The organism is Mesorhizobium sp. M0152 (assembly GCF_040322415.1).
Lineage (GTDB): Bacteria > Pseudomonadota > Alphaproteobacteria > Rhizobiales > Rhizobiaceae > Mesorhizobium.
Map to the genome: position 1 here is coordinate 69,263 of NZ_JAMYTH010000018.1, position 13,727 is coordinate 82,989.

Consider the following 13,727-nt stretch of genomic DNA (forward strand, 5'->3'; position numbering starts at 1 on the left):
ATTTTGGCCAAGACCTCCCATATTCGGCACATGGTCAAATCCCCTGGTAAAAGGACGCCGCCGACGGCGAATGACGACCGCGCCGCGCCGAAGCGGCGCAGCCCGCTGACCGATTTCCTCGACGCGTCGGAGCCGTTGCACAAGGGTGGCTTCGCCGAGATGCCGCAGCCCGAACTGTCGGGCACGCCGCTGACCGGCTCGATCGCGGATTGGGCCGACCAGATCGAGCAGGAAGCCGAACGCGAGGGACACCTAATCTCCCCCCTCGAGGGGGAGATGTCGCCGAAGGCGACAGAGGGGGTCGGCAAAGGAAGCGCTCGACACAAAGAAGCGTCGAGCCCGGTCGAACCGACCCCACCCGGCGGCTCCGCCGCCACCCTCCCCTCAAGGGGGAGGGACAGCGGCAAGTCTAAGAAGATCCCCGAGCGCTCGGCCGCACCCGGACGCACGGCGCGCGGCACATCGATGGGCGGCGCCGCCTCGGCCAGGGAGCGGGCGGCCGCCGGCCTCAACCCCGTCGCCGGCCTCGATGTCTCGCTGGAAGAAGCCGAGACGATGACGTCGAGCGGCATCACCGCGACGGTGGCTGCGCTGTCGGCATTGATCGAATCGGGCAATCCGCTGCACAAGGACGGCGTCCTTTGGACGCCGCACCGCCCGGACCGACCCGAGAAATCGGAAGGCGGCATCGCCATCAAGATGGTGTCGGACTTCGAGCCGGCCGGCGACCAGCCGACCGCCATCAAGGATCTTGTCGAAGGCATCGACAACAACGACCGCACCCAGGTGCTGCTCGGCGTCACCGGCTCGGGCAAAACCTTCACCATGGCCAAGGTGATCGAGGAGACGCAACGCCCGGCCCTGATCCTGGCGCCCAACAAGACGCTGGCCGCGCAGCTCTATTCCGAGTTCAAAAAATTCTTCCCGGAAAATGCGGTGGAGTATTTCGTTTCCTACTACGACTATTACCAGCCGGAAGCCTACGTCCCGCGCACCGACACCTTCATCGAGAAGGAATCCTCGATCAACGAGCAGATCGACCGCATGCGCCATTCGGCGACGCGCTCGCTGCTCGAACGCGACGACGTCATCATCGTCGCTTCCGTGTCCTGCATCTACGGTATCGGCTCGGTCGAGACCTATACGGCGATGACCTTCCAGATGCAGATCGGCGACCGGCTCGACCAGCGCGCTCTGCTCGCCGACCTCGTCGCCCAGCAATACAAGCGCCAGGACATCAATTTCGTCCGTGGCTCGTTCCGCGTGCGCGGCGACACGATCGAAATCTTTCCCGCCCACCTGGAAGACCGCGCCTGGCGCATCTCGATGTTCGGCGACGAGATCGAGGCGATCACCGAGTTCGACCCGCTGACCGGCCAGAAGACCGGCGAGCTGAAGAGCGTCAAGATCTACGCCAACTCGCACTATGTGACGCCGCGCCCGACCCTGAACCAGGCGATCAAGTCGATCAAGGAAGAGCTCAAGCAACGGCTGGTCGAACTCGAGCGCGCCGGCCGCCTGCTCGAGGCACAACGGCTCGAGCAGCGCTGCCGCTTCGACGTGGAGATGCTGGAAGCGACCGGCTCCTGCGCCGGCATCGAGAACTATTCGCGCTATCTCACCGGCCGCCAGCCGGGCGATCCGCCGCCGACGCTGTTCGAGTACATCCCCGACAATGCGCTGGTCTTCATCGACGAAAGCCATGTCACCGTGCCGCAGATCGGCGGCATGTATCGCGGCGACTTCAGGCGCAAGGCGACGCTGGCCGAGTATGGCTTCCGGCTGCCGTCCTGCATGGACAACCGGCCGCTGCGCTTCGAGGAATGGGACGCCATGCGGCCGCTCTCCGTCGCCGTCTCGGCGACGCCGGGCGGCTGGGAGATGGAACAGGCCGGCGGCGTCTTCGCCGAGCAGGTCATCCGTCCGACCGGCCTGATCGACCCGCCGGTCGAGGTGCGTCCGGCGAAAAGCCAGGTCGACGACGTCGTCGGCGAGATCCGCGAGACCACAAAGGCCGGCTACCGCACGCTGGTCACTGTGCTGACCAAGCGCATGGCCGAGGACCTGACCGAGTACCTGCACGAACAGGGCGTGCGCGTCCGCTACATGCACTCCGACATCGATACGCTGGAGCGCATCGAGATCCTGCGCGACCTGCGCCTCGGCGCCTTCGACGTGCTGGTCGGCATCAACCTTTTGCGCGAAGGCCTCGATATCCCCGAATGCGGCTTCGTCGCCATTCTCGACGCCGACAAGGAGGGCTTTTTGCGCTCTGAGACCTCGCTGATCCAGACCATCGGCCGCGCCGCCCGCAACGTCGACGGCAAGGTCATCCTCTATGCAGACCAGGTCACCGGTTCGATGGAGCGGGCGATGGCCGAGACCAACCGCCGTCGCGAAAAGCAGATGGAATGGAACGCGGCCAACGGCATCACCCCTGAATCGGTCAAGTCGCGCATCTCCGACATTCTGGACTCGGTCTATGAAAAGGACCATGTCCGCGCCGATATTTCGCAGTTCACCGACAGCGCCGGCGCCATGATGGGCAACAACCTCAAGGCCCATCTCGACGCGATGGAAAAACAGATGCGCGACGCCGCCGCCAATCTCGACTTCGAGAAAGCGGCCCGCATCCGCGACGAGATCAAGCGGTTGCGCGAGATGGAACTGTCGATCTCCGACGATCCGCTGGCCAAATATGCCGACATGGAAAGCCCGGTCTCGGGCCGCGAAAAGGGCAAGCACAACAAGGGCGTGGCCAAGCATCGTACAGCAGAGGAACAGGAGCGTTTCCGCAAACTCGACGAAGCACGCGCCGGCGAAGAGGCAGCCAAGGCTGCCCGGCCCAACCTCTTCCGCAAGCCGGCGCTCGACGAAATGGGCGCCGATGGCGCGGTGCCGGTGAAGAAGCCGCTGTTCGCCAAACCCTCCATTGACGACATGGGTCCGGGCACCGACATGCCGACGCCGGCCGGTGCGGTCTCCCGTTCGCTGTTCAAGAAACAGTCGGCCGAGGAAGCACACGGGTCCGACTTCGGCATTCCCGGTGACGCCACCAAACCGCTGTTCAAGAAGAACTCGCTCGATGAAATGACCGTGCGGCGGACCGAAAAACCGGTCGAAGGAAAGGTGCCTGCCAAGCCACAGCCAATCTCCCCCCTCGTGGGGGAGATGTCGGGCAGGACAGAGGGGGGCGCGAAGGAACGCGACGACAAACCAATCGTGCGCCAGCGCGCCGGCATCGGCTCCTACGAAGATCCGGGCGATGCCCGCCGCGAGAAACGGCGGCCGGGGAAGACGGGCAGGCCGGGACGGTAGCGATCCTTCGCGCCCCACGCTGTCCTGCCAACATAGCCTCTCTTCAACTAGCGTAACCGGCAACTCCCCTCCTGCACGATGCGCACGCCCTTGCAGCGAGCATGCGGAAACGGTAGGTCGACCGCACCCGGTGGCTTCCACTCCGGAAGCCAACCTCTCACCAGCCACCACACCCATGAAACCCAAGGACATCGCCGCCTACGTCTTCCTGGCCGTCACTTGGGGATTGTCGTTCCTGGTGCTGCTCAAAGTGGTGCATGCCTTTGGCTGGGTCGGCGCGGTCACGCTGCGGTCGCTGACCGCCGGCATCACGCTCTTTCTGCTTGCCGCCGCGACCCGGCGCAGGCTCGATTTCAGCGCCGGCTGGCGGCACTTCGCCGTGGTCGGCGCGACGACGGTCGCCGCGCAGCTGATCGGCCTGTCCTATGCCACGCCGCGCATCGGGACGGCCATGGCGGCGATCCTCGTTACCGCGATCCCGCTGTTCTCGATGATCATTAGCCAGTTGTGGGGGCTTGAGCGCATCACCATTCGCGGGCTGGCTGGGCTTCTGCTCGGTGCCACCGGTATTGTCGTTCTGGTTGGCTTCCCCGCAATGCCGGTCACCGCCTCCTTCGCGCTCGGCTGCGCCGCCTCGCTTTTCAGTTCGTTCTCGGCCGCCTTCGGCAGCAACTACGCCAACCGTCATCTGCGCTCGGCGGGCTCACTCGAACTCACCAGCGCCGCCTTCCTGCTCGGCGGGCTGATGACCCTGCCGCTGCTTCTCGCCGTGCCGGTGCCGGCGATGCCGCGCGCCATCGACTTCCTCCATCTTGCCATTCTCGCCTGCGTGATGAGCGCGATGACCTACGTCGTCTATTTCCGGCTGGTTGCCAGCATCGGCGCCACCAGGACGATCAGCGTCGAGTTCGCGGTCACCGTGATTGCGGTGCTGGTCGGCACGGTCGTGCTCGGCGAGTCGCTAACCATCGTCCAGGGCTTCGGCGCGGCGGCGATCATCGGCGGCTGCATACTGGTGCTGGATCCCTTCCCGCGGCGCGTGAAAGCGGCACCCTTGCCCTCCGCCCCGCCTTTGGTATAACCAGTCACCACACTCAAACGTCTTGAAAGGAGGGCTGCGTGTTTATTGATCACCATCGTCAGCGTGGCCCAATTTCTGCCCTGCGAGCTTGCTTGCAGGGCTGACCAGGGACGGTCCGGGTTTTCCCGCTTCGATTTTTTGGTCTGCCTTCGTGGTGCCGCAACGCCGAGCCTGCTGGCCGGCACGCGCACCGTCAAAGTGCATTGAGCCGGATTCCGGCAAGACCAGAGAAATCAAATGGCCCTGATCAGCCTCAAATCCCTCGGCGTCACCATGAGTGCGCCGCTCTTCTCCAATCTCGATCTCACCATCGGCAGCGGCGACCGGCTCGGCATCGTCGCCGCCAATGGCCGCGGCAAGTCGACCTTGCTGAAATGCCTGACCGGCGAGATGGAACCGACCTTTGGCGACATCACCCGCACGCGAGGGCTGCGCGTCGGCCATGTCGAGCAGTCTGTTTCCCCCGCCCTGCTTGGCCGCACCTTTCACCAAGTGGTGGCCGATGCCTTGCCGCCGGACCAGGCCGAAAGCGAGATGTGGCGGGTCGATGTGGTGCTGGATTCACTCGACGTGCCCGCACCGATGCGCGAGCGGCCAATGCAGGCGCTGAGTGGCGGCTGGCAGCGGCTGGCGCTGATCGCCCGCGTCTGGGTTACCGATCCCGACGTCCTGCTGCTCGACGAGCCGACCAACCATCTCGACCTTGCCCGCATCAGCCAATTTGAAACTTGGCTGAATACGCTGCCGCGTGAAGTGCCGGTCGTCATCGCCAGCCACGACCGTGCCTTCCTCGACGCCACCACCAGCCGCACCCTGTTCCTGCGCCCGGACCAGTCGCCGGTGTTTTCCCTCCCCTACTCCCGCGCAAGGGATGCAATGGACGAGCTAGACGCCTCGACCGAGCGCAAATTCCAGCGCGATATGAAGGTGGCGCAGCAACTGCGCCGGCAGGCCGCCAAGCTTAACAACATCGGCATCAATTCGGGCAGCGATCTGCTGACGGTCAAGACCAAACAGCTCAACCAGCGGGCGGAGCGGTTGGAGGACGCCGCGGCGCCGGCGCATCGCGAAAAATCGGCGGGCGCCATCAGGCTCGCCAATCGCGGCACGCACGCCAAGGTGCTGATCACGCTCGACGACGCGGCGGTGGAAACGCCCGACGGCACGCTGCTGTTCAGGACCGGCAAGCGCCACATCTGCCAGGCAGACCGCATCGTGCTGCTCGGCCGTAACGGCGTCGGCAAGTCGCGCTTCGTCACGTTGATCCGCAACGCCATCGTCGATCCCGACACGGTGCGGAACGTCAAGGTGACACCGTCGACGGTGCTCGGCTACAGCGACCAGGCACTGTCCGGCATCAGCGGCGACGACACGCCGCTGGCGATGGTCTCGCGCCGCACCGATGTCGGCGAGCAGCGTGCCCGCTCGCTGCTTGCCAGCGCCGGGGTTAGCATCGAGATGCAGGAGCGCAGGATCGGTGTGCTGTCCGGCGGCCAGAGGGCGCGGCTGATGATGCTGGTGCTGAGGCTCGCCAACCCCAACTTCTACCTGCTCGACGAGCCGACCAACCATCTCGACATCGACGGCCAGGAAGCGCTGGAAGCCGAACTGCTCGCCCACCAGGCAAGCTGCGTGCTCGCCTCGCACGACCGCTCCTTCATCCGCGCCATCGGCAACCGCTTCTGGCTGATCGAGAAGCGGCGGCTGACCGAAGTCGAGGACCCCGAGCAATTCTTTCGTTCGGTGGCCGAAGCAGTTAGCTGAGCGGTAGCAAAATGCCATGCCGACATGAAAATCCCACCTGTCCTTGACAGGTGGGATTTCGTATCGTTGTATGAGACGTTTCTTGACCCAGAGAACGTATCGTGCGAAGATACGTCTATCGGATCCGGCAGATGATACGCTCGTTCAAGGACAAGATCAGCGAATCCGTGTCGAACGGCAAGGCTCCAAAGGGCTTCCCGTCGGATCTTGTCCGGTCAGCCCAGCGGAAGCTGTTCATGATCGACAACGCCGTCGAACTGTCAGACCTCAGGACGCCTCCCGGGAACAGACTTGAGGCGCTCAAAGGCAATCGTGCCGGTCAGCATTCGATCCGCATCAACGACCAGTTTCGCGTCTGCTTTCGTTGGGTGGACGGGCGAGCCGAGGATGTCGAGATCACCGACTATCATTGAAGGACGGTTTCAAATGCTTGCTATCACCCCCCCTGTCCATCCCGGAGAAATTCTCCGCGAAGAATATCTCATACCGCTTGGCCTGAAGCCTTATACGCTCGCAAAAAAGCTGCATGTGCCGCGCACTCGCATCGAGCGGCTGGCCGGCGAGATCACACCGGTAACGCCCGACACCGCGCTGCGCCTTGCGAAGTTTTTCGGAACCACGCCGCAGTTCTGGATGAATATGCAGGCGAGCTATGACCTCGCCGTCGAGGGAGAGGCGAAGAAAGCCGATCTCGACACGATCGAGCGCTTGGAAGTTGCCGCTTGAGTTAGCCGCGCAGACCACCCGCCACGAATCTACCGCTGTTGCGGCAAAAATTTCGACGATCTGTCGGATCGCTCCGGCCTAGCACGTCCTTGGGATGCCGACACGATAATGCCGGCGCCAACCAGGGAGAACTACCATGTCGGTCCTGTCATCCATCGGTCGCATCGCAACCCAATATGCGGCGGCGCGCGCCCGCCACCGCAGCGAACGCATCCTGCTTTCGCTGCCCGCCGAATTGCGCAAGGACATCGGCTTTCCGGATATTCTCGACACGCGGAACAGCCGGCGCGCAACCATCTTCTCGGCCAAGGTCATATGATCGCGTCCAGCCGACAAAGGTGCCCGTCGTTCAATCCCGCCGCTTGCCTGGTCTCTCCCGGCCCGGGCTTCGAAATTAGTTCGGCGACCATGTAGGATTGCCGCGGACTCATCCGTCTTTTGGTGGCAAGGCCAAACCAACGTGAAGAGGAACACGCAATGACCGACCAAACCCCCGTTCAGCCAAGCGCCAAGGTGCTCGGCGGATTGACCCCCTATCTCCAGGTGGACGGCGCCTTCAAGGCCGCCGAGTTCTACCGCGAGGCCTTCGGCGCCGAGCAGGTCTTTGCCTATCCGGCCGACGAACAGGGCCGCACCATGCATATCCATCTCTATGTCAACGGCTCGACGCTGATGCTTTGCGATGCCTATCCCGAGCACGGCCATCCGCATCAAAAGCCGCAGGGTTACACGCTGCAGCTGCATCTCCAGGACGACAACATCGATGCCTGGTGGCAACGCGCCGTCGATGCCGGCTGCGAAATCGTCACGCCGCTGCAGGTGATGTTCTGGGGCGACCGCTGGGGTCAGCTGAACGATCCGTTCGGCGTGGCCTGGGCGATGAACGCACCGGTGAAGTAAGTTCAACGAGCAGCATTCCCTGTCCCCGGGGAGCGATCTGCTCGCCAGCGCCGGGTTGCATCCCTGCCGGCCCGGCGCTCGATTTCAGCAAAAGGACCAACTGGCGCAACGCGAGGGTTGCCAGATCGTAGACGTTGGAGATTGGCCTGAGCCTCCATCGCTTCGGCCAATCTATGACAAGTCGCTAATCCAGCTTGTCCAGCAGCGGCTTGAGCCGATCGCCATAGCGCTTCCACAGGTCGACCGATCCCTGATACATCGGCTGGCGGACTTGCGCGGCGGAAGCGGTGCGCACCGGGCGGGCGGTCTCGTGGAACGACAGCACCGCATCGTTCCAAGGCAGGCCGAGATGAGCAATGAGCGCCCGTGTCTGCCCTTTCTGGTCGGCGACGAAATCCTCGTAGCGCACATCGTGCACGACGCCGGGCAGCACGGCGCGCCAATGCGCCATGATGTCGGTGTAGAGGTTGTGGAAATCGGCGAGTTCGCTGAGATCGTAGCCGTAGCGGTGGCTGTCGCCGCGGAAATGCACCTTGTAGATCGACAGGCACGTCGCCGCCGCGTCGCGCGCGCAATGGACGATCTTCGCCTTCGGCAGCATCAGGTGCAGGAAGCCGATCAGCAGGAAGTTGCCAGGCATCTTGTCGGTGACATGCTTGAAGCCGGGATAGCGGGCATGCAGCATGTTGAGATAGGCCTCGCCTGCCTCGGCGAATACCTTGTCGGGCATGTCGGCGATGCCTGCGGGGAAGCCGCCCTTCATGGTCGGTGGAAACTGCTTGCCGACCGCCGTCTTTAGGATGCTAAGCTCGCCCGCACCATAGACCTGGGGGTGGCTGGCGATGATCTGCTCGATCAGCGTCGTGCCGGAGCGCGGCATGCCGACGACGAAGATCGGCGTGTCGTCGCTGATTGAACTCGGCCTGTGCTTTTCGAAGAAGGCGGCGTCGAAAGTCGCCTTCATCGCCTCGAATTCGGCCCGCGTCCTGGCCTTGTCGTAGTCGATGCCCTTGCGGCGGATCGCGTTGCCTTCGGCGAAATAGTCGAAGGCGCGCGGATAATCCTTGAGGTCGTCATTGGCCTTGCCGAGACCGAAGGAAAGCTGCATGCGCGCCACGCTATCCTGCGGCGCCTTCGCGTGTTGGGCCTCCATGCCGGCCAGTTCGGCGTCGCGCTCCTTCTGGCGCTTGACCTGCGTCAGCATCAGCCAGGCTCTCGCCATGCCGGGGTCGACCGCCAGCGCCTGCCGGAACAGATCGGCCGCCTCGTCTAGCTTGCCCTTTTCCATCAGCCCGACGCCCAGCCCGTGCAGCAAGTCGGCATCCTTGGGCCGGATCGACAGCGCCTCGCGGAAGACAGCCAATGCCTCGTCCAGGCGCCCGGCTTCCTGAAGCGTCTCGGCAAGCCCGATGCGCGCGCGGACATGGAAGGGATTGCGCCCGACTGTGCCGCGATAAATATCCTCGGCGCCCTCGAACTGGCCGAGCTGCTTCAGCGATGAGCCGAGATTGTCGCGCGCCGCCAATTGGTCGGGCCGCAGCGCCACCGCTCTGCGGAAGCAATCGACGGCGGCGGCCACCTGGCCGAGGTCGCGCAGCACGGTGCCAAGATTGTTTTGAAAGTCGGGATTCCCCGGCTGCAAGCGCACCGACTGCTCGATGAGATCCAGCCCCTCGGCGCCGCGTCCGGTCTGGTGCAGCAGCAATCCCAGGAAATGCGCCGCGGCGGCGTGATTGGCCTTGCGCGCCAGCACCTGCCGGTAGATTGCCTCGGCCTCAGGGCGCTGGCCAGCCTGATGCAGCTGCAGCGCCTGCTGCACATACTGGTCGAGCCCCAGCGGCGGTTGACCGCCTGAGCCTGAATTGGCGCCCGCCGCTCTTCTCTGATCTCTGTTGATGGGAAACCTGCCGTGTTTTTCCGCCTGCCGCGATCTAAAGCAATTCCAGGAAAAGTGTGAAACGCTTTTCCCGGGAAAAGCGCACAGCGCTTTCCCTTGGGAATTGCGCCAAAACAAAGAGCTAGAGCGGTTCGGCGTTTCAGTGAAACGATGAACCGATCTAGGCCATTGCCGCGGCAGGTTCAAGGCTTCGCTTGATGTCTCGCCCTTTCCGTCAACCGGAAGAGATCAAATCAGCCGGTTGGTCTCCGCTACCTGCCTAGCGCGCCGGACCGTTCCATCGGTGTCGGCAATCCTTTGCCTTGCCGCCTCGTCGCTCCTGACAGCCAGCCGCAGCGACTGGATTACGGCCGGTTTTACCATCGCCGGATTTGCGGTCGGCGTGATCATTGCGGCGGGGCCCGCCGGTGCTCTTACGGAAATCATAAGACTCATCCCTTTCATCGAAGAATAAAATTAAAATATATTGAGAAATATTTCTGCTTTATCTTCAAACAATTTCTTGAAGTTGCCGGATTTATATCATCATTTTTCTAACGTTTACACCAAGAATTTTTTTAAAAAAATCCGATTTTCTTTCAAATCGCCTTGATTAAATTACGACAAGAGCCTATCTTCATAAAATCGCTTTGGCCAGAATTGGCATCTCGCGGCGTCAGAAATTGTCGATCCGCCAGTCTCACTCCAGATCATCGATACCGGGCGCGCGGCTCGGCGATCATCTCTCATTCTTCGAAAGACACCCATGAACACCGGAACCGTAAAGTTCTACAATGGCCAGAAGGGCTTCGGCTTCATTCAGCCGACCGATGGCGGCAAGGACGTTTTCGTCCATGTCAGCGCGCTGGAGCGCGCCGGCTTTCCCGGCCTTGCCGAAGGCCAGAAGCTGCAATTCGAGTTGGAACGTGACACCAAGGGCCGCGAGTCGGCCGCCAATCTGCAACTGATCTGATCAGGCCGAATTCGATGAACGCTGACCACGGATGTACTGGCAGCTCTCGAAAGCGGCCTATTTCCAGCGATTGCCGGAAATAGGAAAGCGGGGAACGTCCCCGCTTTTTTGCTTTCAGTACCGCTGCATTACATGCCGCCGCGAGGCGTAAGACACCTCCGACTGACACCGGGAAAGCATCAACCCCGGAGAATATCACGGTAAGACATGCCGGACCGCACCACCCATTCCATCGCGCATTTCGCAGCACCCTTCGTGCTTGGCGGACTGGAAGGACAGCTGCCGGCCGGCGACTACGACATCGATCACGACGAAGAGCTGATCGAGGGCATGTCGCGGCTTGCCTGGCGCCGCGTCGCCACCTTCATCCATCTGCCGGCTAGGGCGGTGAAACGATCGACCACCAGCCAGCTTGTCGCCATCGATTACCTCGAACTCGAAACAGCGCTGAAGCGCGACCGGGAGAACGCAGCATGATCCGTTTCCAGCAGAATGCGCGCCCGCGCACCGACACACCCGCACACCTCTTCGTCATCGGCCAGACAGTGCGCATGAAGAGCCGCACCGGCCTCGTCCAGAAGACCGCGGAACTGTTCCAGATCAAAAGCAGGCTGCCGGTCAAGGACGGCTCGCCGCAATACCGCATCCGCAGCGAGCAGGAGACGCACGAGCGGGTCACCACGGAAGACAATCTCGAACCGGTCGACAATCCGGTTGTCTGAGGCCCCACCGTACGCCAAGTCAACACGCATCAGGAGCGCCAAATGTCCAAGGGTCAACAGCGAAGCAACCGCGAAACGCGCAAGCCGAAGAAGGATAAGGTCGTGGCCAAGCCTGCCTCCCCGTTTGGTTCGTCAGTCAAGCAGGCCGAGAGCAGCCTGAAGCCGAAGTCCAAGGGCTGACAGCCCCAGGGGCGCCAGGAGCGCCTCGTGTGGGCGCGCTTCGTGCCCTCTCCGTCGCCAACTGTTGTGAGGCGGCGGACTACGAACTGCCCGCGCGCGCTACCACGGAGCCTACTTGAACTTCGTCAGCGAGTTCTACCGATCGCGCGACGCCAACGAAGCCACGCCCGACAGGGTGTCGCTGGAAGTGCCGAACCTGCGCAAGGGGCCATCGCACTATTTCACACTCTGGCCATGCCGCAGGATCCTCGACCGCCTGCGCATTTCCGATGAGAACGGCGGAGAGCTGTATGCCGGCCCTGCCGATGAGGCCTGTCCGGCGTAGAGAAGCGACGTTTGCCGCATGGGCCCCATAAACTTCATACCGGAGAAGATCTATCGGACCGTAACCAGCATCTGCCTTCTCCGGAGTTTCGGAGAAGGCAAGGCAGACCGCCTCTCAGCATGGTCCATCGCCGACGATGCGGTAATCCGCGGCGCGGGCTTCGCAGGCGTTGGGGAAGCTGCGCAGCTCGCCATGCCGGCGGGCGCACACCGGAGCGTATTCGCGGGTGCAGAACGTCTGCTCTTCGCCACCGCCACCATCGCGGCACGGACCATCGCGCACGATGCGGTAGCCGGCACGGTCGGCAAGACAGCTATTGGCGAAGGTCTGGCGATCGCCGCCGCGCCTTGCGCAGACCGGCTCGTATTGCTTGGTGCAGTATTGCGGTTCGGGCCTTGGCGGACGCGGGCGCGGTCCCGGTCCATCATCGACGACCACTGTGCAGGCGGCAAGAATTGACGACAGCAACAGGATGGCAAAGCTTTGCTGGGAAAAATTGCCGTCGGAAATTTCATGTTGATCTCTCCCTCTATTCCGTCCCCGATCGCGATCCTCGCCATTCTCTTGCCGAATGCAATCCTCTTTGAAGTTCGCGGAAGCTGCGGCTGGAGCCATGGCGCGCATCGGTCGCGCGTTCGCCAGCCATCCTGGCCCATGCGTGATTGTGCCCGTGGGCCGATGACCCATCCGGCGCAGGGGCCTATCTGCGGCCGGTCGACGCTCGGACCGGTCGATTTATGCGTCGGGATACGCCTATTAGGGCAGCCCGCGGCGCTATCTTGCAACCTTCACGTTTCCGTGCGATAAATTCCGTGTTCGGGCATTTGCGACCCGGAGAGCGGAACGTTTTGGACGACCTTTCCCCGATACTGTGAATCTCTGACGGCCCCGTTTTTCGGCGGGGGGTTTGACCATGCGCCAATGCATGACTGCCGAAGCAACCACCGGGAACTGCCCTCGACGCCAGGTGGCGGGCAGGACCACCAAGACTGAACGGGTGAAGGAGTTTCCCCAATGGCCCAGACCGGCACCGTTAAATTCTTCAACGCGACCAAAGGCTTCGGTTTCATCACGCCCGACGGCGGCGCCAAGGACGTGTTCGTCCACATTTCAGCGATCGAGGCCTCGGGCCTGCGCACGCTGGTCGACGGCCAGAAGGTCACCTTCGACGTCGAGCCGGATCGCATGGGCAAGGGCCCGAAGGCGGTCAATCTCCGCGCAGCCTGAGCACCGGCGCGCCGCACGTCCTGTGGGATGTGCGAACGAGACTCCAGGGCCTTGACCAAGGCTTGGACACGCGAACAGATTTTTGAAAGGCGCGGCGATTTTCGGCGCGCCTTTTTCATGTCGCGGCGCAGCATAAGTGCCCGCAAAACTTTCTCTTGCCGATGACGCTAAAATAAAGGACAAATTTCCATTCGGGCATCTGCCGGCCCGAGACTGGAGTTTATGGGATCAAAGGGAGCTTCCCATGCCGCAGACCGGCACCGTCAAATTCTTCAACCACGCCAAGGGCTTCGGCTTCATCACACCGGATGATGGCGCGAAGGATGTCTTCGTCCATATTTCGGCCGTGCAGGCGTCGGGTCTTCCCGGTCTCGAAGATGGGCAGAAAGTCACATTCGACACCGAGCCGGACAAACGCGGCAAGGGTCCGAAGGCCGTCAATCTGTCGATCGGCTAAGCCGAACGACGTCGCTCCAGCGGGCCAGGGTCCGCTCCCCGGAGCGTAATTTTTCGTCATATGGCGGGCGTGACAGATAAAAACCCGTTCAGCCCCCGTTCAGCCACGGTCTCATATTAGTCCTTCGTAAAGCCGGACCGCATCCCCGAAAGTCATAGGGGGCCGGCACGAAGGAGAT

Annotated in this window: 18 protein-coding genes; 15 read left to right on the forward strand and 3 right to left on the reverse strand. The window is 62.6% G+C overall.

The annotated features are described in order from the left end of the window. Nucleotides 1-30: 30 nt before the first annotated feature. The 8 genes from uvrB (at nt 31) to NKJ26_RS18995 (ending at nt 7,789) form a co-directional block, all read left to right on the forward strand. Complete coding sequence (uvrB, locus tag NKJ26_RS18960) at nt 31-3,318, forward strand: excinuclease ABC subunit UvrB (RefSeq protein WP_352696504.1); 3,288 nt, start codon at nt 31-33, stop codon at nt 3,316-3,318. A gap of 175 nt (nt 3,319-3,493) precedes the next feature. Continuing rightward, nucleotides 3,494-4,399, forward strand: coding sequence for a DMT family transporter (locus NKJ26_RS18965; RefSeq protein WP_352605287.1), 906 nt, complete (start codon nt 3,494-3,496; stop codon nt 4,397-4,399). A 45-nt stretch (nt 4,400-4,444) separates the two neighbouring features. Then, nucleotides 4,445-4,606 (forward strand): hypothetical protein, encoded by a 162-nt coding sequence (locus NKJ26_RS18970; protein WP_352696505.1) that lies wholly within the window; start codon nt 4,445-4,447, stop codon nt 4,604-4,606. Between the two features lie 30 nt (nt 4,607-4,636). Beyond that, the gene (locus tag NKJ26_RS18975) at nt 4,637-6,163 is read left to right on the forward strand and encodes an ABC-F family ATP-binding cassette domain-containing protein (RefSeq protein WP_352696506.1); all 1,527 of its coding nucleotides are present in this window, start codon (nt 4,637-4,639) and stop codon (nt 6,161-6,163) included. Between the two features lie 131 nt (nt 6,164-6,294). Further along, a complete protein-coding gene (locus NKJ26_RS18980) occupies nt 6,295-6,576 on the forward strand; it encodes a type II toxin-antitoxin system RelE/ParE family toxin (protein ID WP_352696507.1) in 282 nt (93 codons plus the stop codon). A 13-nt stretch (nt 6,577-6,589) separates the two neighbouring features. Next, nucleotides 6,590-6,889, forward strand: a complete 300-nt coding sequence (locus NKJ26_RS18985; RefSeq protein ID WP_352696508.1) for a HigA family addiction module antitoxin — start codon at nt 6,590-6,592, stop codon at nt 6,887-6,889. Between the two features lie 136 nt (nt 6,890-7,025). Further along, the gene (locus tag NKJ26_RS18990; protein ID WP_352605280.1) at nt 7,026-7,208 is read left to right on the forward strand and encodes a hypothetical protein; all 183 of its coding nucleotides are present in this window, start codon (nt 7,026-7,028) and stop codon (nt 7,206-7,208) included. A 158-nt stretch (nt 7,209-7,366) separates the two neighbouring features. Then, nucleotides 7,367-7,789, forward strand: coding sequence for a VOC family protein (locus NKJ26_RS18995; protein ID WP_352605278.1), 423 nt, complete (start codon nt 7,367-7,369; stop codon nt 7,787-7,789). A 184-nt stretch (nt 7,790-7,973) separates the two neighbouring features. Here NKJ26_RS18995 and NKJ26_RS19000 read toward each other — a convergent pair whose 3' ends face one another. Both NKJ26_RS19000 and NKJ26_RS19005 read right to left on the reverse strand, forming a co-directional pair. After that, complete coding sequence (locus NKJ26_RS19000; RefSeq protein WP_352696509.1) at nt 7,974-9,608, reverse strand: tetratricopeptide repeat-containing sulfotransferase family protein; 1,635 nt, start codon at nt 9,606-9,608, stop codon at nt 7,974-7,976. A gap of 306 nt (nt 9,609-9,914) precedes the next feature. After that, on the reverse strand, nt 9,915-10,076 hold the full coding sequence (locus NKJ26_RS19005; RefSeq protein WP_352696510.1) for a hypothetical protein: 162 nt from the start codon (nt 10,074-10,076) through the stop codon (nt 9,915-9,917). Nucleotides 10,077-10,431: 355 nt separating this feature from the next. Here NKJ26_RS19005 and NKJ26_RS19010 point away from each other — a divergent pair, with 355 nt between their 5' ends. From NKJ26_RS19010 to NKJ26_RS19030, 5 genes are all read left to right on the forward strand, one after another. Continuing rightward, the gene (locus NKJ26_RS19010; RefSeq protein ID WP_023809797.1) at nt 10,432-10,638 is read left to right on the forward strand and encodes a cold-shock protein; all 207 of its coding nucleotides are present in this window, start codon (nt 10,432-10,434) and stop codon (nt 10,636-10,638) included. A 207-nt stretch (nt 10,639-10,845) separates the two neighbouring features. Next, nucleotides 10,846-11,115, forward strand: a complete 270-nt coding sequence (locus NKJ26_RS19015) for a hypothetical protein (RefSeq protein WP_027024500.1) — start codon at nt 10,846-10,848, stop codon at nt 11,113-11,115. After that, nucleotides 11,112-11,360 (forward strand): hypothetical protein, encoded by a 249-nt coding sequence (locus tag NKJ26_RS19020; protein WP_352605273.1) that lies wholly within the window; start codon nt 11,112-11,114, stop codon nt 11,358-11,360. The genes NKJ26_RS19015 and NKJ26_RS19020 overlap by 4 nt, the downstream gene beginning before the upstream one ends. A gap of 42 nt (nt 11,361-11,402) precedes the next feature. Next, nucleotides 11,403-11,540 carry a hypothetical protein gene (locus tag NKJ26_RS19025; RefSeq protein ID WP_164482279.1) on the forward strand — a complete coding sequence of 46 codons (138 nt, stop codon included), beginning with the start codon at nt 11,403-11,405 and terminating at the stop codon, nt 11,538-11,540. Between the two features lie 115 nt (nt 11,541-11,655). Continuing rightward, entirely contained in the window at nt 11,656-11,865 is a 210-nt protein-coding gene (locus tag NKJ26_RS19030) for a hypothetical protein (protein WP_352605270.1), read from the forward strand. A gap of 114 nt (nt 11,866-11,979) precedes the next feature. Here the strand turns inward: NKJ26_RS19030 and NKJ26_RS19035 are convergent, their stop codons facing one another. Further along, entirely contained in the window at nt 11,980-12,333 is a 354-nt protein-coding gene (locus NKJ26_RS19035; RefSeq protein WP_352696511.1) for a Kazal-type serine protease inhibitor domain-containing protein, read from the reverse strand. Nucleotides 12,334-12,879: 546 nt separating this feature from the next. Here NKJ26_RS19035 and NKJ26_RS19040 point away from each other — a divergent pair. Together NKJ26_RS19040 and NKJ26_RS19045 are read left to right on the forward strand one after the other, a co-directional pair. After that, on the forward strand, nt 12,880-13,092 hold the full coding sequence (locus tag NKJ26_RS19040) for a cold-shock protein (RefSeq protein WP_006202520.1): 213 nt from the start codon (nt 12,880-12,882) through the stop codon (nt 13,090-13,092). A 244-nt stretch (nt 13,093-13,336) separates the two neighbouring features. Further along, the gene (locus NKJ26_RS19045; RefSeq protein WP_006202521.1) at nt 13,337-13,549 is read left to right on the forward strand and encodes a cold-shock protein; all 213 of its coding nucleotides are present in this window, start codon (nt 13,337-13,339) and stop codon (nt 13,547-13,549) included. The last annotated feature ends 178 nt before the right edge of the window (nt 13,550-13,727 follow it).